The sequence below is a fragment of the Coprococcus sp. AF102-57 genome (genome assembly GCF_027686195.1).
In the GTDB taxonomy this organism is placed as follows: domain Bacteria; phylum Bacillota; class Clostridia; order Lachnospirales; family Lachnospiraceae; genus Allocoprococcus; species Allocoprococcus comes.
The window spans coordinates 19,009-39,743 of record NZ_JAQCSY010000012.1; the positions used below are offsets into that span (position 1 = coordinate 19,009).

Genomic DNA, 20,735 nt, shown 5'->3' on the forward strand with positions numbered 1-20,735 from the left:
AAAGGAGACAATCATATATGAGCAGAGAAATGTTTTCAGAAAATCTGAGAAACAGATTACATAGCGATGAATGGCTCATCTGGCAGGATCAGTATGAGGCAAAAGAGAATCTCAAATATGAGAGTTTGTTTGCTCTTTCCAATGGCTACCTCGGAATCCGGGGAAGTCATGAGGAAGGAACAAAGATTACACTTCCATATCTTTATATCAATGGAGTGTTTGACAAGTCAGAGACATTTATGCGTGAACTTTCCACACTTCCGAACTGGCTTGGAATCAGACTTTATGTAGAAAAAGAGTTGATTGGAATTGAAGACTGTGAAATTTTGGAATTTTCAAGAGTGCTTGATATGAAAGGAGCTTTTCTTGGAAAGAGAGTTCGTCTGAAGGACTCAAAAGGAAGAGAGACTTTGATCGAAGGAATCCGGTTTGTGAGCAGAAACAATGTACACAGGATGGGAATCCGGCTTTATGTGACACCGCTCAACTACAGTGGAATCATTGAAGTAGAAAGCATTATTGATGGTACGATCATTAATTTTTATGATGCACCACGCTTTAAGGTAAAACATACTTATATGACAGCGAATGAAAAGCTGGCAGCAGATGGATGTTATGTGGAAGTTGCAACCAGAGAAAATCATCTGCATGTAGGTTGTGGATGCCGTATCGAAGCTTATGCAGATGGAAAACAGATTCTTGGAAACAGAATGATAAGCAGATTTGGTGAGCAGAGTGTGGAATTTGGTGATATCCATGTAGAAGAAGGAAAAGAAGTAGAAATCGTAAAATATGTTTCGATGTATACAGAAAGAGAATGCCCGGCTTATGCTCTTCATACAACAATCGAAAAAGAAATTGAAGGATTTGTTGAAACGGGATTTGATCAGGAACTGAAAGCGCATGAAGATGTTTATAAGAATATGTGGGAAAATGCAGATATTCAGATTACAGGGGATGAAGAATTGAACCGTGCAGTCCGTTTTAACATCTTCCATCTGATGAGTACGGGAAACGAACATGATGACCATGTGAATGTTGGGGCAAAGCTTTTAACAGGAGAAGAATATGGTGGACATGCTTTCTGGGATACCGAACTTTTTATGCTTCCGTTTTTCTCATGGGTATTTCCGAAGACTGCACAGAATCTGGAAAATTACAGATACCATCTTCTGGATGCAGCGCGTGCAAATGCACATAAGAATGGATATAAAGGAGCACAGTATCCGTGGGAGTCAGCAGATGATGGTACAGAGCAGTGTCCGGATTGGACCATTGAGCCGGATGGAACCTGTTATAGATGTTATGTTGCGGTATATGAGCATCATGTAACAGCAGCAGTTGCTTATGGAATCTATAATTATGTTAAGATCACGCAGGATATGGATTTCCTTTACAGCAAAGGAGCGGAGATTCTGACAGAGACAGCAAGATTTTGGGCAAGCCGCTGTGAGTACAACAAAGAGCAGGATCGTTATGAAATCAATCAGGTAACGGGACCGGATGAATGGCATGAACCGGTTAATAATAACCTCTATACCAATTATCTGGCGAGATGGAATCTCGGATATGTTCTGTCACTGCTTGCATCAATCAAGAAAGAGAATCAGGAAGCGTATGATATCCTGATCGAAAAGACAGGACTTACAGAGGCGGAAACTGCACACTGGAAAGAAGTGCAGGAAAAGATGTATCTGCCAAGAAAAGAAGGCACAAGACTTCTGGAACAGTTTGAAGGATATTTCGAGCTTGATAATGTAACAATCGAAAAATATGATGAGAATGACTGGCCAGTACGTCCGGATGCACTTAAGACAAAAAGAGCAAGAGAGACACAGATCAATAAGCAGGCAGATGTTGTTATGCTGTTACACCTTATGGGAAATGAATTTGATGAAGAAACGATTAAAGAAAACTACGCTTATTACGAAAAGCGTACACTTCATGGTTCTTCATTGAGTCCGAGTATTTTCTCTGTTATGGGGCTTAAAGTAGGGGATGATTCAAAAGCATATCGGTATCTTCGCCGCGCAGCCTTTATTGACCTGTTGAATATGCAGGGAAATACAAGAGAAGGAATCCATGCGGCAAATACTGGTGGAGTATGGCAGACAATTGTATTTGGGTTTGCAGGTGTAGCGCAAAGAGAAGATGGTATGTTGAAAGTTCATCCGAATATGCCAAAGGAATGGCAGGGATTAACATTCCGTCTGCATTATAGAGGGGCATGGCTTGAAATTACAGCAGATGGAAGTAATCAGGCAAAGGTCATTCGTCTTGCAGGAGAACCTGTAGAAGCTGAAATAAATGGAAAAGTAACAACAATCTAAAAAAGAGACGGGAGGATATATGATGAAAAAATGGCTGGCAATCGGAGGACTTATACTGGTTACGGTCATATGGGGAGGCGGCTTTGTCGCAAGTGATATGGCACTGGGAAGCATGAAGCCTTTCCAGATTATGATGGTAAGATTTTTGTTGGCATCTGTGCTGATGGGGATGATCAGCATGGGACAGCATAAAAAAGAAGGGAAACTTGAGAATCGTGCAGGTGCAATAAAAGCAGGTATTCTGATGGGAATTGCACTTTTTGCAGGATTTGCACTTCAGATTATCGGTCTGCAATATACAACACCTTCCAAAAATGCATTCCTTACAGCACTGAATGTAGTTATAGTGCCGTTCATTGCATTTATAATTTTGAAGAAGAAAGTAGGCATGAAAGGAATCATTGGAGCAATCATGTCCGTTATTGGAGTAGCACTGCTTTCTTTGAATGGAAATCTTACACTGAGTCTGGGAGATGGTCTTACACTTCTCTGTGCGGTAGGATTTGCGTTCCAAATCTTTTTTACCGGAGAATTTGTGAAAAAATATCCGGCATCTGTACTGAACATGGTGCAGATGATCACAGCATTTGTATTATCGGCAGTCAGTCTTGTGATTTTTGGAGAGAACGATTTTCAGGTTACAACACAGGGATGGTTAAGTGTTTTGTATCTGGGAGTAATCAGTACGACTGTATGTTATCTGCTCCAGACCGCATGCCAGAAGTATGTAGATGAGACAAAAGCAGCGATTGTACTTTCAATGGAATCTGTATTTGGAACGATTTTTTCTATCATCATTCTGCATGAAGTGATTACACTTCGCATGGTGATCGGATGTGCGATCATCCTGGCCGCTGTCATCATTTCTAACTTGTCTGAAACAGAAGGAGAAGCAAAAGATGAAGAAATACAATGCAGTAATTTTTGATTTGGATGGAGTAATCTGTCATACAGATAAATATCATTATCAAGCATGGAAAGCAGTTGCAGATGAACTGGGAATCTATTTTGATGAAGAAATCAATAACCGACTCAGAGGGGTGAGCCGTATGGAAAGTTTTGAAATTATTCTGGAACGCTATGAAGGAGAAATGAGCGAAGAAGAGAAAGAATGCTGGACAACAAAGAAAAATGATATCTATAAAGAACTTTTGAAAAATATGAGTCCTGCAGATCTGTCTGCAGAAGTAAAGGAAACATTGGATGATCTTCGTGCGAATGGACATAAACTGGCGATTGGATCATCCAGTAAAAACGCAAGATTTATTCTCGGGCAGTTGGGACTTGGAGAGTATTTCGATGCAATTTCAGACGGAAATAATATTTCAAAATCAAAGCCGGATCCGGAAGTATTTGTGAAAGCAGCAGAGTATGTAGACGAACAGGCTGATAAGTGTTTGGTTGTAGAAGATGCAAAAGCAGGACTGCAGGCAGCAATCGCAGGGGGAATGGATTGTGCTGCTATCGGGGATGCAGTTGCAAGCGGACTTGGAACCTATAATCTGTCTGCATTTGCAGATCTTTTGAAAGTTACGGCTAAGTAAGAAAGAAGATGACTAGAATGAATGAAAAATTTTTAAATAACCTTCTTAACAGTATTTCGGTATCGGGTTATGAGGAGCAGGTGCAGGATATTGTAACAGAAGAAATGAAAGAATATACAGATGAGATTCGCCGTGATGAGATGCAAAATCTGACATGTATTCTGAATCCGGAAAACGATGTACGTATCATGCTTTCGGCACATGCAGATGAAATCGGACTTATGATTTCGAACATCCGGGAAGATGGAAGACTGCAGGTGATTGACCGAGGCGGAATTGTTCCGGCAACTTATCCGGGACGTCAGGTGCGTATCAAGACAAAAAACGGAGAGGTTTACGGTGTTGTCGAAGCATATCGTGATTTGTTCAAAGAAGAAAATCTGGGAACAAAACATTTTCTGATCGATATTGGGGCGAAAGATAGAGAAGATGCTTTAAAGAATGTAAGTCTGGGAGATCCGATTGTTCCGGATACACATATTCGTAAGATGAAAAATGGTAAATTTACAGCCAGAGCATTGGATGACAGACTTGGTGTTTATATCATTATGGAAGCAATCAAGAGAGCGAAAGAGCTTGGATGTAAAGTTGGTGTCTATGGAGCTTCTACAACTGGAGAGGAGACAACGAAAACCGGAGCTTTCTGGACAAGTACACGGATTAATCCGACACTTGCGATTGTTGTGGATGTGACTTACACAAGCGACTGCAGTGGAATGAATCCGGCTGAGATGGGAACGGTTCTTCTGGGGGGTGGACCGGTTCTTTGCAACAGTCCGATCGTGGTAAAAACTTTAAATGCCAAAATGGAAGAATGTGCAAAAAAAGTAGGAATTCCAGTTCAGAGAGAAGCTGCAAGCAGGCTTAGTTATACGGATGGAGATAAGATTCATTTTTCAAATCAGGGCGTACCGATGGTATTGGTATCAATCCCGCTTCGTTATATGCACATGCCTGCAGAGGTAGCAGATGAAAAAGATGTGGAAGGTTGTGTGGAATTGATAGCACAGTTTCTTGCAAACTATAATGCGTAGAAAATAAAAAACGGTATTTACTCGTGAAGATGAGTAAATACCGTTTTTTGTATTCTGTCCTGTGAATGAATCGAACGCACATCCACTGGGACAGGATTTAGAAAAATACATTTCCCCCAACGTTGATCCCGGACATTCCGGTACTTGCGCTTCGGAACTGGTAACATCCGCTTACGGATGCAAGACGTGATCCGCCGAGCGCTTCCTGAGCGACCTGATAGCATAAGGATACAGGTCCGCTTTGCAAGACGCGGCTTAAGCTTCCGTCCCAGGTTGGAGCAAACTGACCGCTCTGGTAGACGACACCGCTGATCGTATTCGGATACAGCGGACTCTCTACACGGTTCATGATGACTGTAGCAACGGCAAGAATACCGTTATAATTGTAACCGCCGGCTTCACACTGCAGAATTGCAGCAAAGAGAACCAGATCTGTGGTCTCGGCAGGAGTATTCGGAACTGTAATCGTCGTATTGCCGCCGGAACTACCAGAATCCGTGTTCCCGGAGCTGCTTGAAGTATTATTGGCAGCAGTCTGTGCAGCTTCTGCCTGTCGTTGTTGTTCTGCAGCTTCTTCTTCCTGCTTTTTCTTAAGTGCGGCAGCAGCGGCTGCCTGTGCTTCTTTTGCTTTTGCCAGTGCTTCGGATGAAGCCTGAAGTTCACCGGAAGTAGAGGAAATCTTATCATTCAGTTCCTGTTCCTGTTGGTCGAGATTTGTTTTCATCTCTGCCAGAGAAGCCTGCTCTGCTTTCAGATCAGAGTCCTTTTTAGCGACAAGCTCGTGAACCTTCTGTAATTCATCCAGCATATTTCTGTCGTATTCTGTAATGTTCTTGACAAATTCTGCTTTGTTTAAGAAATCTCCCATGCTTTCAGAAGAAAAGATGATCTGTAAGAGTGACGTATTTCCTGTTTCGTACATATATTTGATTCTTTTCTTCATAGCATCATACTGTAACTGCTCGTCCAGTTTTGCGGCGGCAAGATCCAGTTCTGCTTTCTGTACGGAAGCATCCGTATCCTCAATTTTTGATGCAAGATCTGTGATCTCAGCGCTGAGACTTGTGAGGTCCTGATTCAGAGAGTCGAGCTGGTTCTGAAGACCGTTTGTCTGCTTTTCGAGAGAGTCTACAGTGTCATCGGCGTAAGCTTTTGTAAACGGGGAACAGACCAGGGCAGCGGTAAGGAGTGCGATGGTTGTCCTTGAAAATGCTTTTAACCTTTTCTTCATAATTCTTCCTTTCTTCAAAATTGAGCCTTTATCAGTATACTACAAAATGCCTGAATCCGCAAATTTTGTTATACATGCACGGGGAATCGTGTTATACTAAGATTTGAAATGTATTTTTAGCTTTACCATAAATGAGGGAATTATTCATGAAAAAGATAAAAATGATAGGGCTTGATCTGGATGGTACTTTACTGAATGATAAGAAAGAACTGACCAGTCATACAAGAGAAATACTTACACGTGCGATCGATCAGGGAGTAACAGTACTGGTTGCAACAGGACGCCCGGTGACAGGGATCCCGGAAGTGCTCCGGAATTTCCCGGGGATGCGGTACGCACTGACATCGAACGGCGGAAGGATCCTGGATTTACAGGAAGACAAAGTACTTTATGCCAATATGCTCTCTTATGAGATGGGAGCAGCGATCCTTAAGATTTTTGGAGATTATGATACGTTCAAGGAGATTTATTTTGATGGAAGAGGTTTCGTGCAGGCAGATGAACTTCTGAAAGTCGGAGAGTATCTGCGGAATCCTGCGATGGCAGATTATATCCGAACCACCCGCAAAGGCATTACGAGTCTCTGGGAGAAGATGGAAGAGATGAATGGGCATGAGATGGATAAGATCCATGCACTTTTTAAGAATCAGGACGAACGGCTGGAAGCAAAGCAGCGGATCATGGAGCTTGGGAATTTAAGCATTAGTGATTCGATGGGAACGAACCTGGAGATCAATGCACCGGGAGTCAACAAAGGCATGGGACTGATCCAGCTCGGCAGGTTTCTTGGAATTGAACGGGAAGAGATCATGGCATGCGGGGATGGCAACAATGACCTGATGATGTTAAAAGAAGTCGGATTTGGTGTTGCGATGGCAAACGGAGCAGATGAAGTAAAAGAGGTGGCAGATTATATCACATTGTCCAATGAGGAGGATGGCGTGGCGGCTGCCATTGAAAAATTTGTATTGAATCCCGAGAGGGGATAGAAAGAGGGAAAAATGTTAGATATTTTAATTGCTGTCATTCTGGGTATCGTGGAAGGTATCACAGAATGGCTTCCAATCAGTAGTACAGGGCATATGATTCTGGTAGAGCAGTTCTTACATATGAGTACAAGTCATGAATTCAACAGTATGTTCCGTGTTGTGATCCAGCTCGGTGCAATTATGGCGGTCGTTGTTCTGTATTTCAATAAGCTGAATCCGTTTTCAAAGAGAAAATCAGCGAAGCAGAAGAGAAATACAATCAACCTGTGGTGCAAAATCGTTGTGGCTTGTCTGCCGGCAGCTGTGATCGGGCTGTTATTTGATGATATCCTTGACAAGTATCTTTACAATTATGTAGTTGTTGCACTGATGCTGATCATTTATGGTATCTTCTTCATTCTGATCGAGAAAAAGAATGAACACACCAGACCGCAGGTTACAAAGCTGACCGAGCTTACCTATCAGATGGCACTGATCATCGGAGGCTTCCAGGTTCTGGCACTGATCCCGGGTACTTCACGTTCAGGAGCAACCATCCTTGGAGCACTGCTCATCGGAACTTCCCGCTATGTGGCAACAGAATTTACCTTCTACCTTGCGATCCCGGTTATGTTCGGAGCAAGTATCTTAAAGGTTATCAAATTCGGATTCCATTATACCACGATCGAAGTAGTCATTCTGCTTGTAGGATGCCTGGTAGCGTTCTTCGTATCCGTATTTGCGATCAAGTTTTTGATGGGATATATCAAGAAGCATGACTTTAAGGCATTCGGTTATTACCGTATCGTACTTGGAGTTCTGGTACTTCTTTATTTCCTGATCTTTGGCTAAAAGAGAATAATCACGAAAAAAAGTGGGAATTTATGCAAAAAAATGTATAAAAACCCACTTTGTTTTTTCTTTATAACATGATAGAATAGGGGAAATGGATAAAATTTGGAGGTTGGTATTATGAAAATGAAAAAAGTAATCAGTGTTGTACTTGCATGTGCATGCGTATTCAGTTTTGCAGCTTGTGGATCAAAGAGTGATTCATCAAAGAGTGACTCTGCAAAATCAGACAAGAAAGAAAAGCTTGTTATGGCTACAAACGCAGAATTCCCACCATTTGAATACTATGACGGAGATGAAGTTGTCGGAATCGATGCAGAATTCGCAGCAGCGATTGCTGACAAACTTGGAATGGATCTGAAGATTGAAGATATGGCATTTGATTCTATTATCCCGGCCGTTCAGAGTGGGAAAGCAGATATCGGAGCAGCAGGTATGACTGTAACAGAAGACCGTGCTACACAGGTTGATTTCTCTGACAGCTATTACACAGGAGTTCAGGTTATCATTGTAACAGATGACAGTGATATTACAGAACCGGATGATCTGAAAGGAAAGAAGATTGGTGTTCAGCAGGGAACAACAGGGGATATTTATTCTACAGATGATTTCGGTGATGATAATGTAGAGCGTTTCAACAAAGGTATGGAAGCTGTACAGGCTCTGCAGCAGGGCAAGATCGATGCAGTGATCATTGATAACCAGCCGGCTAAGACATTCGTAGAAGAAAATGAAGGTCTGAAGATCCTGGAGACTTCTTATGTAGAAGAAGACTATGCACTGGCAATCAAAAAAGGTAATGATGATCTGGTTAAGAAAGTCAATGATGCAATCAAAGAGTTAAAAGAAGATGGAACATTTGATAAAATCGTTGCAAAATATATTACAGACTAATCGTGTACAGACTGGTGGTGTCTTATGAGTGATTTTAAAGCAAGATTTATAATGAATTTTATAAAAGATGACAGATGGCACTACATTGCAGACGGACTTAAGGTTACATTAATTGTAACCTTTTGTGCTGTCCTGATCGGTGTAGTTCTCGGATTCCTTCTGGCAATTGTCCGTTCCACATACGATAAGACCGGCAAGCTGAAGCTCCTGAATCTGATCTGCCAGATTTACATCACGGTCATCCGTGGTACACCGGTTGTTGTACAGCTGCTTATCATTTACTTTGTAATTTTTGCAAGTGTGGATGTCAGTAAGACGATCGTAGCGATTCTGGCATTTGGTATGAACTCCAGTGCTTATGTTGCTGAGATTTTCCGTTCCGGTATTATGGCAGTTGATAACGGACAGTTTGAGGCAGGACGAAGCCTTGGATTTAATTATCGTCAGACAATGATCTATATTATCATGCCGCAGGCGTTTAAAAATGTCCTTCCGGCACTTGGAAACGAATTTATCGTTCTCTTAAAAGAGACTTCTGTTGCCGGATATATTGCCCTTCAGGATCTGACAAAGGGCGGAGATATCATCCGAAGCAGAACCTACGATGCGCTTATGCCACTGATGGCAGTTGCGATCATTTACCTGGTTATGGTTATGATCTTCAGTAAACTGGTAAGTATGCTGGAAAGGAGGTTAAGGAACAGTGACCACTAATGGAGATGTATTGATCCGTGTAGAAAATCTGCAGAAAGCATTTGGCGATTTTCATGCACTGAATGGAATTACAGAAGAGATCCACAAAGGAGAAGTTGTGGTAATCATCGGACCGTCAGGATCCGGAAAATCTACATTCCTCCGTTCCCTGAACCTTCTGGAGGTGCCGACCGGAGGTCATATTTATTTTGAAGGTGTGGACATTACAGATGCAAAGGTAGATATCGACAAACACCGTCAGAAGATGGGAATGGTGTTCCAGCACTTTAATCTTTTCCCACATAAGACGATTCTTGAAAATATCACACTGGCTCCGATTAAGCTCCTGAAAAAGGATAAAGCAGAGGCAGAAAAAGAAGCAAGAGTACTTCTTAAGAGGGTTGGACTGGAAGAGAAGGCAGATTCTTATCCGTCACAGCTTTCCGGTGGACAGAAGCAGCGGATCGCGATCGTGCGTTCCCTTGCCATGAACCCGGATGTAATACTCTTTGATGAACCGACATCCGCACTGGATCCGGAGATGGTTGGAGAAGTACTGGAGCTGATGAAACAGCTTGCCCAGGAAGGCATGACCATGGTTGTTGTTACACATGAAATGGGATTTGCAAGAGAGGTTGCTGACCGTGTCATGTTTGTGGATGAAGGAAGAGTAAAAGAGCAGGGAACTCCGGAAGAGTTCTTTGCAAATCCTAAGGATGAGCGTTTAAAGGAATTCCTGTCAAAGGTTCTGTAAAAATAAAGAAATATAAAAGAAAAAAGTTCTGTTTTCTTAAGAGACAGAACTTTTTTCTTTAAGAATTGTGAAAGACTATTGCTATTTTTTTATTTATGTATAGTATAGATTGTATGAAGAAAATAAAAACTATAATTCCACTTATTATTACATTTTGTATGAATGCTGTGGTATACTGGGGAGTGCCGCTATTACGGACGGGAATCAAGACTCATAATCTTTCTGGTCCGGCGGATGAAGTGATTCCTTTTATGCCACAGTTTATTATTATTTATTTTGGCTGTTATCTTTTCTGGGTAGTGAACTATTTCATGGCATCGATGCGGGAGGAGAAAGTGAAATACCGGTTTTTTACTGCGGATTTTTATGCGCGGCTGGTATGTATGCTGTGCTTTATTTTTTATCCGACCACGAATACGAGACCGGTTCTGACAGGGACGGATATCTGGACGCAGGCAGTACGGTTTCTGTATACGGTTGATAAGCCGATCAACCTGTTTCCGTCCATTCACTGCATGGCAAGCTGGTTCAGCTATATTGCGGTCAGGAAGAATCGGAAGATTCCCAACTGGTATAAAGCTTTTTCAGTCCTGATGACGGTACTGGTTGTGATTTCGACACTGGCGCTTAGGCAGCATGTATGGCAGGATGCAGTAGCAGGAATTCTTCTTGCAGAAGTAACCTGGCAGATCAGCAGACGGACAAATGGATGGCAGATCTATCGGCGTCTGACAGAAAAAATAGCAAATAAACTTGGAAACTGGACAGGAATGAAGAGAGATGGAAAATAAAAAGAAGACGATCTTCAATGTCATATTTTTGCTGGTGGTATTTGCCGGTACAATGTATGGCGTATTTCATGGGGAAGATATTGGTGAGATTGTGAAGATCCTGGGGCAGGTCAATGTATTATGGCTGATTCCGGGAGTGATCTGTGTTGTGGTTTTTATCTGGGGAGAATCGATCATTATCTATTATATGATGCGGACACTGAAAATCCGGCTGAAAAAATGGACATGTTTTTTGTTTTCATCGGTTGGATTCTTCTTCAGCTGTATCACACCTTCGGCATCTGGAGGACAGCCGGCACAGATTTATTATATGAAAAAAGAAAAGATACCAATACCGGTTTCAACGCTGGTGCTGATGATCGTTACGATCACTTATAAACTGGTACTGGTGGTTGTCGGATTGTGGCTGGTACTGTTCGGACAGGGATTTATCCATAAGTATCTCTGGAGTATCCGGCATATCTTTTATCTGGGGACAGCTCTGAACGTTTTCTGCGTGACGGCGATGCTGGTGCTGGTGTTTCATCCGCGGCTTGCAAGAGAAATCCTGGTAAGAGGAATGGCACTGCTTGAAAAGCTGCACTTTCTACGCCATAAGGAAGCGCGTATTGAAAAGCTGAATGCATCAATGGACCAGTACCGGGATACAGCAGTTTTTCTGAAGGAGCACAAGCAGGTAATCGTGAATGTATTTGCAATCACCATGTTCCAGCGGTTTGCGCTGTTTACGGCTACATGGTTTGTATATAAGGCATTTGGACTTGGTGGTGCAAAAGCAGTCGCAGTCATTACACTGCAGGCGGTCATTGCGGTATCGGTAGATATGCTTCCTCTGCCGGGAGGTATGGGAATCAGTGAAAAATTATTTACCATGATTTTTATTCCGGTATTCGGAAAACGGCTTCTTTTGCCGGGAATGATCCTGAGCCGTGGGCTTGGATATTATACAGAACTGGGGCTGAGCGCCCTGCTTACGATCGTAGCAAACTTTACAATTGGAAGAAAGAGGGAGATAGAATGTTAGGGGTTTATGATTATACGGTAGTACTTACATATGTCAGCTTGATGGTATCGGTCGGAGGAATGATGTTTGCAGTGAACGGGCATCTGCACCTGGGTGTCATGTGTCTTGCAATCTCCGGGCTTTGTGATATGTTCGATGGAAAGATCGCACGGACGAAAAAGAACCGGACAGAGGTGGAAAAGCGTTTTGGGATCCAGATTGATTCTTTAAGTGATATCGTCTGCTTCGGAGCTTCACCGGCTGTTCTTTGTTACTGCTTTGGAATGCGTGGAGTGATCGGTGTGGCAATCCTGATGTTCTATGTGCTTGCAGGTCTGATCCGCCTTGCATGGTTCAATGTAATGGAAGAACAGCGGCAGGAAGAAACCTCAGAGAAGAGAGAATGCTACCAGGGACTTCCGATCACTTCGATGGCAATCGCACTTCCGCTTGTGGTTGTCTTAAAACCATTTTTAGGTTGTGAATTTATGCTTGCGCTTCATGTGGTCATGCTGGTGGTCGGCATTTTGTTTATCACCAATTTCAAACTGAAAAAGCCGAAAAATGTGACCATGGGTGCGATTGTAGCTGTTGTGGCAATGGCAGTGATCGCTATTCTGGTTCGGCACTATATGCGTTATATGAGCATGATGTAATGAAACCAGGTTATGAGCAGGCAGCAAAGTGAAGGGCTGAGATCTGCCTGACAGCTACATTATCAGGCATGGATAAGGCGGACAGGAGGTAGAAAAATGGATTACATGGACAGAGAAGGTCATCGGATAAAAAAGACAACCAGTCAGGATAAGTTTTTAAAATTTGTGTATACCCATACAGCAACCAGAGTACTGATGCGCCCGCTTCTTTTACCGGCAGTATCCAGACTGGGAGGGAAGCTGTTGAATACAAAAGTGTCCGCTGTTTTTGCCGGACTATTTGCCAGAACCCACGGGATCGATCTGAACAAATATGAAAAACAGAAATTTGATTCCTATAATGATTTTTTTACGAGAAAAATAAAAGCGGAAGAGCGTCCGGTTAACAGGGAAGATACCGTACTGATCAGTCCATGTGACGGGAAAGTGAGTGTCTATCCAATTCACGAAAACGGACGATTCTTCATTAAACATACACCATATACAACCCACAGCCTCATTCGCGATGCAAAGCTTGCCAGACATTATATGGGAGGCTGGGCGGTAGTGATCCGTCTTACAGTAGACGATTACCACAGATACTGCTACGTGGCGGATGGAGAAAAGACCTATCAGAGAAGGATTCCGGGAATTTTTCACACTGTAAATCCGATTGCAAATGATATCTGCCCGATCTACAAAATGAACAGCAGAGAATACTGTCTTGTAAAAAATGAAAAACTCGGCACCGTCCTGATGATGGAAGTCGGTGCACTGATGGTCGGAAAGATCCGAAATTATAAAAAAGAACGCTGCCAGGTAAAACGCGGCGAAGAAAAAGGAAGATTTGAATTCGGAGGTTCAACGGTTGTGCTGCTTCTGGAACCAGATAAAGTCTTGCCAGACAGTGATCTGATCCGGAACACGTTGCAGGGAGCAGAAACCATTGTGAAGATGGGAGAACGCATAGGGGGAGTTATATAGGCTTGCTGGTTCAAAAGGGACGCGCAGCTGAATGTTTCCATCTTGCCGGACAGGCTTGAGGCATTAAGGGACTCTAAAATTTTGAAAAGATGCTAAAAACAGGGGAAGAAATCCACAAACTCGCTGTCGCTCAGACAGTGTGGATTTCTTCCCCTAACGCATCTTCTCAAAACCTAAGATTCCCTAAAAGTCTCAAATGCCGTCAAGACGGAAACATTCAGCTGCGCTGTTCGTTTCAGAAAATTATTTAGCTGCAGCGTCCCCATTTTCACTCTACAACAACCCCTGCATCACCGGCAAAGGTGATTCCACAACGTAATCTGCCGCCTTTTTGGCGAGAGGGTGGCCGGTTGCCATGACATACGCTGTTCCCGCAGCTTTCAGCATCTCGATATCATTTTGCTGGTCTCCGAAGCAGATGCATTCCTCTTTTTTGATCCCGAATTTTTCCATTAGAACTTTCAGTGCCGTTCCTTTATTTGCATTTGGCGCAATAAAATCAATCCAGTGATCCGCAGAAGTTACAACGCGGATTTCATCCCCGATCCTTTTGTGGAAGAAGGGTTCCAGATTCTTTGTGCCACCAAAATCACAGATGGCTGCTTTGATGATCGGTTCTTTGATCGCATACAGATCCGGCACGTAGGTAACGATGTTATGCATATCATTTTCCATATAATCAATGAAACGTTCATCGGTTGAGTCGCTGTAATAAGTATCTTTTACAGAAAGGATACAGTGTCCGGTGTGATAGATCTTCCGGTATTCCATCAGGGCATCCAGAATATGCCGGATGGTTTTGGATGGAGTCAGACCGGTGGCGAGTACCTCTTCTTTATAGACGCACATGGAACCATTTTCAGCGATATATGGAATGTCGAAGCCGAGAGGAGCGAAAAGTCTGCGGATATTGGCATATTGGCGTCCGCTTGCAGCAGTGAAGATGATTCCTTTTTCATGAAGTGCTTTAATCGTATCATATATTTCTTTCGGCACAGTCTGCTGATAGTTGTGAAGCAGAGTGCCGTCCAGATCACTTGCAACTAATTTAATCATAAATTTCCTCCTGAGTCAAAATAACGATACGCCGGAAACTATGGCGTAAAACTACATTGACAGTATAGCAAAAATGAGAAGGGCAGGCAATGCAGAGCTGAAAAGAGAAAAAACAAATGCGAAAATTTGAGAAAGCGGATAAGCAGGAGGTGACGAAATGCAGCAAAGCGGAAAAGGTGTAAAACGGACACTGGGACAGAAGACAGAGGATCGACTGATGAAATATATTCTGGATAAACCGGTAAAAATAGGAGAGAGGATACCTACTGAAGGTGAACTGACAGAATTATTTGAAGTTGGACGAAGTACGGTAAGAGAGGCGGTTAAAGGGCTGGTCACAAGAGGCGCTCTGGAAGTGCGCAGAGGAGACGGAACTTATGTCATCAGTACCATTTATATGGAAAATGATGTTCTCGGGTTTGGAAACGTGGAGGACCGTTATCGGCTGGCACTGGATCTGTTTGATGTACGTCTGATGATCGAACCGGAGATTGTAACCTGGGTGTGCAGAAAAGCAACGGATATGATGAGATGGATAGGATTAATGAATAACATTCGAGCCTGTGCCGATGAGATTGTATTGAATGATATTGTGTATTCCTAACGGATACCAACCGAAGAAGAACTGCTGTCAAACCGATGGCAGTTTTTCTTTTTCGGCAAGTATTCAAGAAGTCATTAAGTCGTGAGTATAATCGAAGTGGTAGAAAAGTTATCTCTTATATCGGTTGTAACTTTTTTATGAACTCTATTGACAAGAAAACTTGGTATGCATATAATTAAAATATGCAAAGAAAACTTGTCATGGAGGTGTTTTTATGAAAAAGGACGAAATCTTAAATGCAAGCAGAAAAGAACATCGCAATAAGGACTTGGCTGAAATGGAAGTGGTATATCAAGCCGGAAGTCACGCAAGCAGAGTTGGTGCTTTAGTGTGTTGTTTGCTTTCGCTGTTATCTTCTGTGCTTGCTCATACTATGATTTACAGTCCGTGGGTTATATACTTCAGCATTATTGCAACACAATGGTTAGTTCGTTTTATCAAAATGAAGCGAAAGAGCGATTTGGTCTTGACTGTTCTGTTTTTTGTGCTTTCCATTTTGGCATTTGTTGGATTTGTTAGCCATCTTTTAGAGGTGAGAATATGAAAGAACAATTACAACTGAAAAATCACTTAAAGGAAGTTCGCACAGAAGCAAATCTTTCTCAAGCTCAACTTGCAGAAATGGTGGGTGTATCAAGAAACACGATTAGTTCTATTGAAACAGGACAATTTAATCCAACTGCAAAATTGGCTCTAATTCTTTGTATTGCATTGGACAAAAAATTTGAGGAACTATTCTATTTTTAGGAGGTCATTATGGAAAATATTATAATGTTGATTTTGGGAGTGTTCATATCTGTTGTGGGAATTGTAAATATCAAAGGCAATATCAGCACAATTCACTCTTATAACAGGCGAAAAGTAAAGGAAGAAGATATACCAAAGTATGGAAAAACAGTCGGCACAGGAACGCTGATTATAGGAATATCTCTTGTATTAGGTTTTATTGTTTCGTTTTGGAGTGAAATAATTATAGATTATATCATTCTTCCAGCAGTTATTGTCGGATTAGGCTTTATATTGTATGGACAGTTCAAATACAATAAAGGAATTTTTTGAGAATCAGGGAGGTATAAAGATGGAATTGAACACAATATCAGGTCTGGCGATAGCGGGAGTTATCTGCTCCGTTGTCCTCTCGATGGGGGTACCGATTGCTTTGTTCATTGCAGGAAGGGTGAAGCTTAAGGCAAGGATTTCCTCGTTCTTTATCGGAGCAGGAACCTATCTGCTGTTTGCCATGCTGTTGGAGCAGCAGCTGCATGTTCTTGTCATTCAGTTCTGCGGACTGAACGCACAGAGCAGGCCATGGCTTTACTATGTGTACGCGGCTTTGGCTGCAGCGGTTTTTGAAGAGACCGGAAGACTGATTGCCATGAAGTTCTGGATGAAGAAATGGCTGGATTTTCCAAATGCACTGATGTATGGAATCGGGCATGGCGGTGTGGAGGCCATTCTGATCGGAGGACTCTCCGGAATCAGTAATCTTGTGTCCATGCTGATGATCAACAGCGGAGCCATGCAGAATACGCTGGCGGCACTTCCTGCTGAGTCTGCAAACCAGACCGTGTCACAGCTGTCGGCCCTATGGACAACACCGGCACCACTCTTTTTTGTAAGCGGAATCGAAAGAATCAGTGCCATCATTCTGCATATCGGGTTGTCACTGCTGATCTACCGGGCGGTAAAGGCAGGCAAATGCAGGACAGCGGCTTTTACAGCGGTTCTTGCATATGGGATTCATTTTATCGTGGACTTCTTTGCCGTGGCAGGTCCGGCGCTTCTTCCCATCTATGTGATTGAAATTGGTGTCTTTGTGATGGCAGCCGGAACTCTTGTTATGGCGCTGAAGATGGGAAGGATGGAAGAACTGTGAATTCCAGTTTTCTGCTATCATAAAACAGAATATATCTGACAGAACACACCGTAGAAATACGGTGTTTTTTGTTACCCAAAACTCATAATTCAATACATAACCACAGGTTAGTACAAATAACTTATGTGCTTTTTTGAAAGGCTTAGAAAGGTACCAGCGGTCATGTAAACAAGGTATGGTTTTCTTTCAGCGCGTTTTTTATCAAGGAACTGATAGACAGGTTCGTTTACAGACTTGGAGAAAACTTAGAGGAACTCAAGGAAAACGGATTTTATGAGAAATGCTGCTGTTAAGGCAGGAGCAAAATTCATCGTAAGTCCTGGATTCAATCCTGAAATCGTAAATTATTGTCTGGAAAAAGAAATTCCGATTTTCCCGGGATGTGTGACACCGTCTGAAGTGGAACAGGCAGTAAAAAGAGGACTGAAAGTAGTTAAATTCTTCCCGGCAGAACCTGCAGGTGGAGTGTCTATGATCAAAGCAATGGCAGCACCATATCATCAGCTTCGTTTTATGCCGACCGGTGGAATCGGAACACAGAATCTGAAAGACTATCTGGGCTTTGACAAAATTATCTGCTGCGGCGGAAGCTGGATGGTAAAAGCAGATCTGATCTAAAACGGCGAATTCGAGAAAATCTGTAATCTGACAAAAGAAGCGAAAGAACTGGCAAAGAGCATTCGCCCTTAATGAACTGAGCCCTTTTATCAAGGGGAACACATGACCTCTGAGGAGGTACTAATCTATCCTTTATAATATACAAAAAAGAACAGAAAAGATTTTGGTATCTGAGAATCTTTTCTGTTCTTTTTACTTGGCTTAAAGTGCATTGATGTGGATATGATTAAAACCTCTGGGAGATTTATTGTTTGGTTCAAAATAAGTTTCTGTATCTTTTTCATCACGGAAAATATCAGCAACAGAACCGTCACAAGCAACCAAACGATAACGGTTCCTGTATAGAGTAGGTTTAAGCTTCTGGTTAAAAATCTGCAAAAGTTCCCATAATGCACCATCTTTTAATTTTGTACGTTGGCGATAAAAAGCAGCTTTTGATGGTGTTTCATCGGAGCGTCCGAAAAAATGGTAAAGTTCTTCCCTTAAACAGTCATCTTCCATGGTCAGCAAAAGAAGAAGAAAATCATGGAAGCTAATGTATGAATTTTTTGCAGAATCAATCAGGCTTCTTCAGAAAAACTCACGATCACAGTTGGATATCCGCTCTGTTTTAGTCTTCGTTCCATCATGGCGGCATCATTCAATACATCGAACTGACCGACCAGAACCCGGTCATACTGGCTGCTGTCATCAGTCCGGGCAGGGAAATCCATTTCGGTCAGTTCATTAAGAAGCCGTCTGGCATACGCCGGATTTCGGAATGCACCGACCTGCACACTGTAGGTTACAGATGGAGAAAAATTAGGAAATTCGGAGTCTGTATTTTTATCAGACGGATTCATGTGAGCAGAGTCTGACGTACAAGGAGAATCAGGGACTGAGCCTGAATTTGTCAGGGTACCAACATCTGATTTTGTAGAACCGTCAGCAGGAGAAACGGAAGCAGAAGTATCTGCGTCAGAAGAAGTCCTTCCTGATTCCGATGCGGTCGAACTGTTTCTTGCGCCTTCTGGTTTCCAGAGCCCTTTTTCTTCCAGCGTATCCAGGATTCCATCTGCAATTGCTTGCGCAATATCATTGAAGTTCTTATCGAAAATTGTGTTATCAGAATCGGAATTGATAAAACCGACTTCGACCAGAATCGCCGGCATTTTTGTACGGCGAAGGACAACCAGATTTGGGCGCGCCTTTACTCCGAGATCCTTGAACCCAACTGTCTCCAGCTGTGCATTGATATTTTCCGCCATCTCATATTTGATACCGACAAGATTGTAGATCAGGCTTTCCACACCCATGTACTGATTGGCAAGAGGACTGGAATTACGGTGGATTGATATGAAGAAATCCACACCGGCTTCGTTTGCCTCTGTTGCTTTCTGGAAAGGTGTCTCATAAATATCTGTTGTCCGTGTGTATTCCACATCAATTCCGCTGTTTTGTAAAATTTCTCCGATCGCAAGCACCAGCTTCAGTACATCATCCTTTTCCTGGCGACCATTATACACAGCTCCCGGATCACGTCCTCCGTGACCGGCATCGAGCATGATAGATACAGGCATAGATATACCTCAAAAAATGAACTTTATATAATATATGTCGGATATCCTGAAAAGTGAAAATGAGAAATCGATTAAGAAAAATAAGCTACGTGCTTTGCACTCTAGCAATCCTCAAAAACATTCGTAATCCGCTCATTTTTCTTTGAAAAATGGCTACTTACTCATGTTTTTGGTGGGTCAAGAGGTCAAAAATCCTCTTGCAAGCAAGCATGCATCGGCTTTCTGACCTTTTGACCTTGGTATCCTCATTATATTGCAGAAAAATAAATTGTCAGGTAGGAAATATAATGTTATGATAAGTCTGTAGCGATATGCTACAGGAAAGCAATCATTAGTTTGTTGATTACGTTTCTTGTCTTTCTTGACCGGAAGAACAAGAAAAATATATTCATATATTATAGAATCGGGAGAATCAAAATATGGCAGAAAGATTAGAATTTCGTGAAAAACTTTCAGGGATCCTTACCCTGTGTGAAAGCCAGAATAACATCACAGACAAAGCCACAGTCGAAGCTTACTTCGCAGAAGACAATTTATCAGCAGAACAGATGGAGCTTGTATTTGATTATCTTCTTTCCAAGAAAGTAATCGTAAAAGGCTACGTCAAAGCTGGTGGTTCGATCAAAAATGCAGAAAACACCGAAGGACCGATCCGATATACCCAGGAAGAACAGGATTATTTAAACCTTTACGAGCAGGATCTGAAAGGATTAAGAGATGGGGATCCATTAAAAGAACTCCTACCGGCAATCCTCACCATGGCAAAAGAGATGCACAGGACAGATATCTACATCGGAGATCTCGTCCAGGAAGGCAACATGGGACTCATGCTCGCCATGGAAGACCATGCAGATGATACCGAAGCCCTTTTAAGCATGGCAAAAGAAAGCATGCAGGCACTTCTTGAATCTCAGGAAGAGACTAAAAAACAAGATAACCGCATGGTAGAAAAAGTCAACGACCTTGATGAACAGATCAAAAAACTTTCCGATGAACTCGGCCGAAAAGTCAGCGTAGACGAGCTGGAAGAATTCGCTGGCATCACCGAAGATGAGATCAGCAACATCCTAAAACTAGCCGGTGAAGAACTTCCCCCAGAAGAGAAGTAGAAATATACTGCAGAAAAAAATTATTTTACATAAATACATGTAGTTGATATTACACTATCGTCATACTATAAAAGTACGAAAAGAATATCTGCAACCAACAAACTTCAACAGTCAATAGAACCCACAGCCCGAAGATGGCTGTGGGTTCTGTTTCTCATAAATCATTCCATTCTGTTTTGTCTTGAAAAACCAGAGGGAGA

At 42.3% G+C, this 20,735-nt stretch carries 23 protein-coding genes and 1 pseudogene; 20 read left to right on the top strand and 4 right to left on the bottom strand.

Annotated features, from left to right (window positions below; all coding sequences use genetic code 11):
• Positions 1–17 precede the first annotated feature (17 nt).
• Genes PGZ10_RS09075 through PGZ10_RS09090 form a run of 4 tightly spaced genes read left to right on the top strand, consistent with a single transcriptional unit; the run spans position 18 to position 4,908 of the window.
• Complete coding sequence (locus PGZ10_RS09075) at positions 18–2,330, top strand: glycoside hydrolase family 65 protein (protein WP_118217629.1); 2,313 nt, start codon at positions 18–20, stop codon at positions 2,328–2,330.
• Between the two features lie 22 nt (positions 2,331–2,352).
• On the top strand, positions 2,353–3,258 hold the full coding sequence (locus tag PGZ10_RS09080) for a DMT family transporter (RefSeq protein WP_118217630.1): 906 nt from the start codon (positions 2,353–2,355) through the stop codon (positions 3,256–3,258).
• Positions 3,230–3,874: a beta-phosphoglucomutase gene (gene pgmB, locus PGZ10_RS09085; protein ID WP_022220168.1), complete on the top strand. Its 645-nt coding sequence runs from the start codon at positions 3,230–3,232 to the stop codon at positions 3,872–3,874. Before PGZ10_RS09080 ends, pgmB begins: the two co-directional genes overlap by 29 nt.
• A 17-nt stretch (positions 3,875–3,891) precedes the next feature.
• Complete coding sequence (locus PGZ10_RS09090; RefSeq protein ID WP_117558549.1) at positions 3,892–4,908, top strand: M20/M25/M40 family metallo-hydrolase; 1,017 nt, start codon at positions 3,892–3,894, stop codon at positions 4,906–4,908.
• Between the two features lie 97 nt (positions 4,909–5,005).
• On the opposite strand, the gene PGZ10_RS09095 is transcribed toward PGZ10_RS09090, so the two are convergent.
• Positions 5,006–6,139 (bottom strand): cell wall hydrolase, encoded by a 1,134-nt coding sequence (locus PGZ10_RS09095; protein ID WP_270541205.1) that lies wholly within the window; start codon positions 6,137–6,139, stop codon positions 5,006–5,008.
• Positions 6,140–6,285: 146 nt separating this feature from the next.
• Here PGZ10_RS09095 and PGZ10_RS09100 point away from each other — a divergent pair, with 146 nt between their 5' ends.
• The 9 genes from PGZ10_RS09100 (at position 6,286) to PGZ10_RS09140 (ending at position 13,713) form a co-directional block, all read left to right on the top strand.
• The gene (locus PGZ10_RS09100; protein WP_270246820.1) at positions 6,286–7,128 is read left to right on the top strand and encodes a Cof-type HAD-IIB family hydrolase; all 843 of its coding nucleotides are present in this window, start codon (positions 6,286–6,288) and stop codon (positions 7,126–7,128) included.
• 12 nt (positions 7,129–7,140) lie between these two features.
• A complete protein-coding gene (locus PGZ10_RS09105; RefSeq protein ID WP_270541206.1) occupies positions 7,141–7,959 on the top strand; it encodes an undecaprenyl-diphosphate phosphatase in 819 nt (272 codons plus the stop codon).
• A gap of 120 nt (positions 7,960–8,079) precedes the next feature.
• Complete coding sequence (locus PGZ10_RS09110) at positions 8,080–8,853, top strand: basic amino acid ABC transporter substrate-binding protein (RefSeq protein ID WP_008372628.1); 774 nt, start codon at positions 8,080–8,082, stop codon at positions 8,851–8,853.
• 24 nt (positions 8,854–8,877) lie between these two features.
• Positions 8,878–9,567: an amino acid ABC transporter permease gene (locus PGZ10_RS09115; protein WP_008372629.1), complete on the top strand. Its 690-nt coding sequence runs from the start codon at positions 8,878–8,880 to the stop codon at positions 9,565–9,567.
• Positions 9,557–10,300: an amino acid ABC transporter ATP-binding protein gene (locus PGZ10_RS09120; RefSeq protein WP_055261689.1), complete on the top strand. Its 744-nt coding sequence runs from the start codon at positions 9,557–9,559 to the stop codon at positions 10,298–10,300. The genes PGZ10_RS09115 and PGZ10_RS09120 overlap by 11 nt, the downstream gene beginning before the upstream one ends.
• A 113-nt stretch (positions 10,301–10,413) precedes the next feature.
• Positions 10,414–11,091 carry a phosphatase PAP2 family protein gene (locus PGZ10_RS09125; RefSeq protein ID WP_243002843.1) on the top strand — a complete coding sequence of 226 codons (678 nt, stop codon included), beginning with the start codon at positions 10,414–10,416 and terminating at the stop codon, positions 11,089–11,091.
• Positions 11,081–12,115 carry a lysylphosphatidylglycerol synthase transmembrane domain-containing protein gene (locus PGZ10_RS09130; protein WP_055261693.1) on the top strand — a complete coding sequence of 345 codons (1,035 nt, stop codon included), beginning with the start codon at positions 11,081–11,083 and terminating at the stop codon, positions 12,113–12,115. Before PGZ10_RS09125 ends, PGZ10_RS09130 begins: the two co-directional genes overlap by 11 nt.
• Positions 12,109–12,750 (top strand): CDP-alcohol phosphatidyltransferase family protein, encoded by a 642-nt coding sequence (locus tag PGZ10_RS09135; RefSeq protein WP_270246818.1) that lies wholly within the window; start codon positions 12,109–12,111, stop codon positions 12,748–12,750. The genes PGZ10_RS09130 and PGZ10_RS09135 overlap by 7 nt, the downstream gene beginning before the upstream one ends.
• Before the next feature lie 96 nt (positions 12,751–12,846).
• Positions 12,847–13,713 (top strand): phosphatidylserine decarboxylase, encoded by an 867-nt coding sequence (locus PGZ10_RS09140; RefSeq protein WP_178413643.1) that lies wholly within the window; start codon positions 12,847–12,849, stop codon positions 13,711–13,713.
• Positions 13,714–13,986: 273 nt separating this feature from the next.
• Here PGZ10_RS09140 and PGZ10_RS09145 read toward each other — a convergent pair whose 3' ends face one another.
• A complete protein-coding gene (locus PGZ10_RS09145) occupies positions 13,987–14,769 on the bottom strand; it encodes an HAD family hydrolase (RefSeq protein ID WP_055261699.1) in 783 nt (260 codons plus the stop codon).
• Positions 14,770–14,926: 157 nt separating this feature from the next.
• On the opposite strand from PGZ10_RS09145, the gene PGZ10_RS09150 reads away from it, so the two are divergent.
• From PGZ10_RS09150 to eda, 6 genes and pseudogenes are all read left to right on the top strand, one after another.
• Positions 14,927–15,373 carry a TnpV protein gene (locus tag PGZ10_RS09150; RefSeq protein ID WP_270541207.1) on the top strand — a complete coding sequence of 149 codons (447 nt, stop codon included), beginning with the start codon at positions 14,927–14,929 and terminating at the stop codon, positions 15,371–15,373.
• 214 nt (positions 15,374–15,587) lie between these two features.
• On the top strand, positions 15,588–15,917 hold the full coding sequence (locus tag PGZ10_RS09155; RefSeq protein WP_005608366.1) for a DUF6442 family protein: 330 nt from the start codon (positions 15,588–15,590) through the stop codon (positions 15,915–15,917).
• A complete protein-coding gene (locus PGZ10_RS09160) occupies positions 15,914–16,120 on the top strand; it encodes a helix-turn-helix transcriptional regulator (protein WP_003865061.1) in 207 nt (68 codons plus the stop codon). Before PGZ10_RS09155 ends, PGZ10_RS09160 begins: the two co-directional genes overlap by 4 nt.
• A 9-nt stretch (positions 16,121–16,129) precedes the next feature.
• Positions 16,130–16,432: a hypothetical protein gene (locus PGZ10_RS09165; protein ID WP_008121271.1), complete on the top strand. Its 303-nt coding sequence runs from the start codon at positions 16,130–16,132 to the stop codon at positions 16,430–16,432.
• A 19-nt stretch (positions 16,433–16,451) separates the two neighbouring features.
• Positions 16,452–17,249 (top strand): YhfC family intramembrane metalloprotease, encoded by a 798-nt coding sequence (locus PGZ10_RS09170; RefSeq protein WP_226854287.1) that lies wholly within the window; start codon positions 16,452–16,454, stop codon positions 17,247–17,249.
• A 285-nt stretch (positions 17,250–17,534) separates the two neighbouring features.
• Positions 17,535–17,939, top strand: a pseudogene (eda, locus tag PGZ10_RS09175) (bifunctional 4-hydroxy-2-oxoglutarate aldolase/2-dehydro-3-deoxy-phosphogluconate aldolase); the annotation flags it as partial.
• Positions 17,940–18,068: 129 nt separating this feature from the next.
• Here eda and PGZ10_RS09180 read toward each other — a convergent pair.
• A complete protein-coding gene (locus tag PGZ10_RS09180; protein WP_182438613.1) occupies positions 18,069–18,368 on the bottom strand; it encodes a hypothetical protein in 300 nt (99 codons plus the stop codon).
• 59 nt (positions 18,369–18,427) lie between these two features.
• Positions 18,428–19,426, bottom strand: a complete 999-nt coding sequence (locus PGZ10_RS16945; protein WP_330674261.1) for an N-acetylmuramoyl-L-alanine amidase — start codon at positions 19,424–19,426, stop codon at positions 18,428–18,430.
• A 419-nt stretch (positions 19,427–19,845) separates the two neighbouring features.
• Between PGZ10_RS16945 and PGZ10_RS09195 the strand changes: the two genes are divergently transcribed.
• Positions 19,846–20,535: a hypothetical protein gene (locus tag PGZ10_RS09195; protein ID WP_270541208.1), complete on the top strand. Its 690-nt coding sequence runs from the start codon at positions 19,846–19,848 to the stop codon at positions 20,533–20,535.
• Positions 20,536–20,735: the final 200 nt, after the last annotated feature.

Bases quoted from the DNA above. Each gene is read 5' to 3' on its own strand.
- PGZ10_RS09075 (WP_118217629.1), top strand. From the start codon at position 18: ATGAGCAGAGAAATGTTTTCAGAAAATCTGAGAAACAGATTACATAGC.
- PGZ10_RS09080 (WP_118217630.1), top strand. From the start codon at position 2,353: ATGAAAAAATGGCTGGCAATCGGAGGACTTATACTGGTTACGGTCATA.
- pgmB (WP_022220168.1), top strand. From the start codon at position 3,230: ATGAAGAAATACAATGCAGTAATTTTTGATTTGGATGGAGTAATCTGT.
- PGZ10_RS09090 (WP_117558549.1), top strand. From the start codon at position 3,892: ATGAATGAAAAATTTTTAAATAACCTTCTTAACAGTATTTCGGTATCG.
- PGZ10_RS09095 (WP_270541205.1), bottom strand. From the start codon at position 6,139: ATGAAGAAAAGGTTAAAAGCATTTTCAAGGACAACCATCGCACTCCTT.
- PGZ10_RS09100 (WP_270246820.1), top strand. From the start codon at position 6,286: ATGAAAAAGATAAAAATGATAGGGCTTGATCTGGATGGTACTTTACTG.
- PGZ10_RS09105 (WP_270541206.1), top strand. From the start codon at position 7,141: ATGTTAGATATTTTAATTGCTGTCATTCTGGGTATCGTGGAAGGTATC.
- PGZ10_RS09110 (WP_008372628.1), top strand. From the start codon at position 8,080: ATGAAAATGAAAAAAGTAATCAGTGTTGTACTTGCATGTGCATGCGTA.
- PGZ10_RS09115 (WP_008372629.1), top strand. From the start codon at position 8,878: ATGAGTGATTTTAAAGCAAGATTTATAATGAATTTTATAAAAGATGAC.
- PGZ10_RS09125 (WP_243002843.1), top strand. From the start codon at position 10,414: ATGAAGAAAATAAAAACTATAATTCCACTTATTATTACATTTTGTATG.
- PGZ10_RS09130 (WP_055261693.1), top strand. From the start codon at position 11,081: ATGGAAAATAAAAAGAAGACGATCTTCAATGTCATATTTTTGCTGGTG.
- PGZ10_RS09135 (WP_270246818.1), top strand. From the start codon at position 12,109: ATGTTAGGGGTTTATGATTATACGGTAGTACTTACATATGTCAGCTTG.
- PGZ10_RS09140 (WP_178413643.1), top strand. From the start codon at position 12,847: ATGGATTACATGGACAGAGAAGGTCATCGGATAAAAAAGACAACCAGT.
- PGZ10_RS09145 (WP_055261699.1), bottom strand. From the start codon at position 14,769: ATGATTAAATTAGTTGCAAGTGATCTGGACGGCACTCTGCTTCACAAC.
- PGZ10_RS09150 (WP_270541207.1), top strand. From the start codon at position 14,927: ATGCAGCAAAGCGGAAAAGGTGTAAAACGGACACTGGGACAGAAGACA.
- PGZ10_RS09155 (WP_005608366.1), top strand. From the start codon at position 15,588: ATGAAAAAGGACGAAATCTTAAATGCAAGCAGAAAAGAACATCGCAAT.
- PGZ10_RS09160 (WP_003865061.1), top strand. From the start codon at position 15,914: ATGAAAGAACAATTACAACTGAAAAATCACTTAAAGGAAGTTCGCACA.
- PGZ10_RS09165 (WP_008121271.1), top strand. From the start codon at position 16,130: ATGGAAAATATTATAATGTTGATTTTGGGAGTGTTCATATCTGTTGTG.
- PGZ10_RS09170 (WP_226854287.1), top strand. From the start codon at position 16,452: ATGGAATTGAACACAATATCAGGTCTGGCGATAGCGGGAGTTATCTGC.
- PGZ10_RS09180 (WP_182438613.1), bottom strand. From the start codon at position 18,368: ATGGAAGATGACTGTTTAAGGGAAGAACTTTACCATTTTTTCGGACGC.
- PGZ10_RS16945 (WP_330674261.1), bottom strand. From the start codon at position 19,426: ATGCCTGTATCTATCATGCTCGATGCCGGTCACGGAGGACGTGATCCG.
- PGZ10_RS09195 (WP_270541208.1), top strand. From the start codon at position 19,846: ATGGCAGAAAGATTAGAATTTCGTGAAAAACTTTCAGGGATCCTTACC.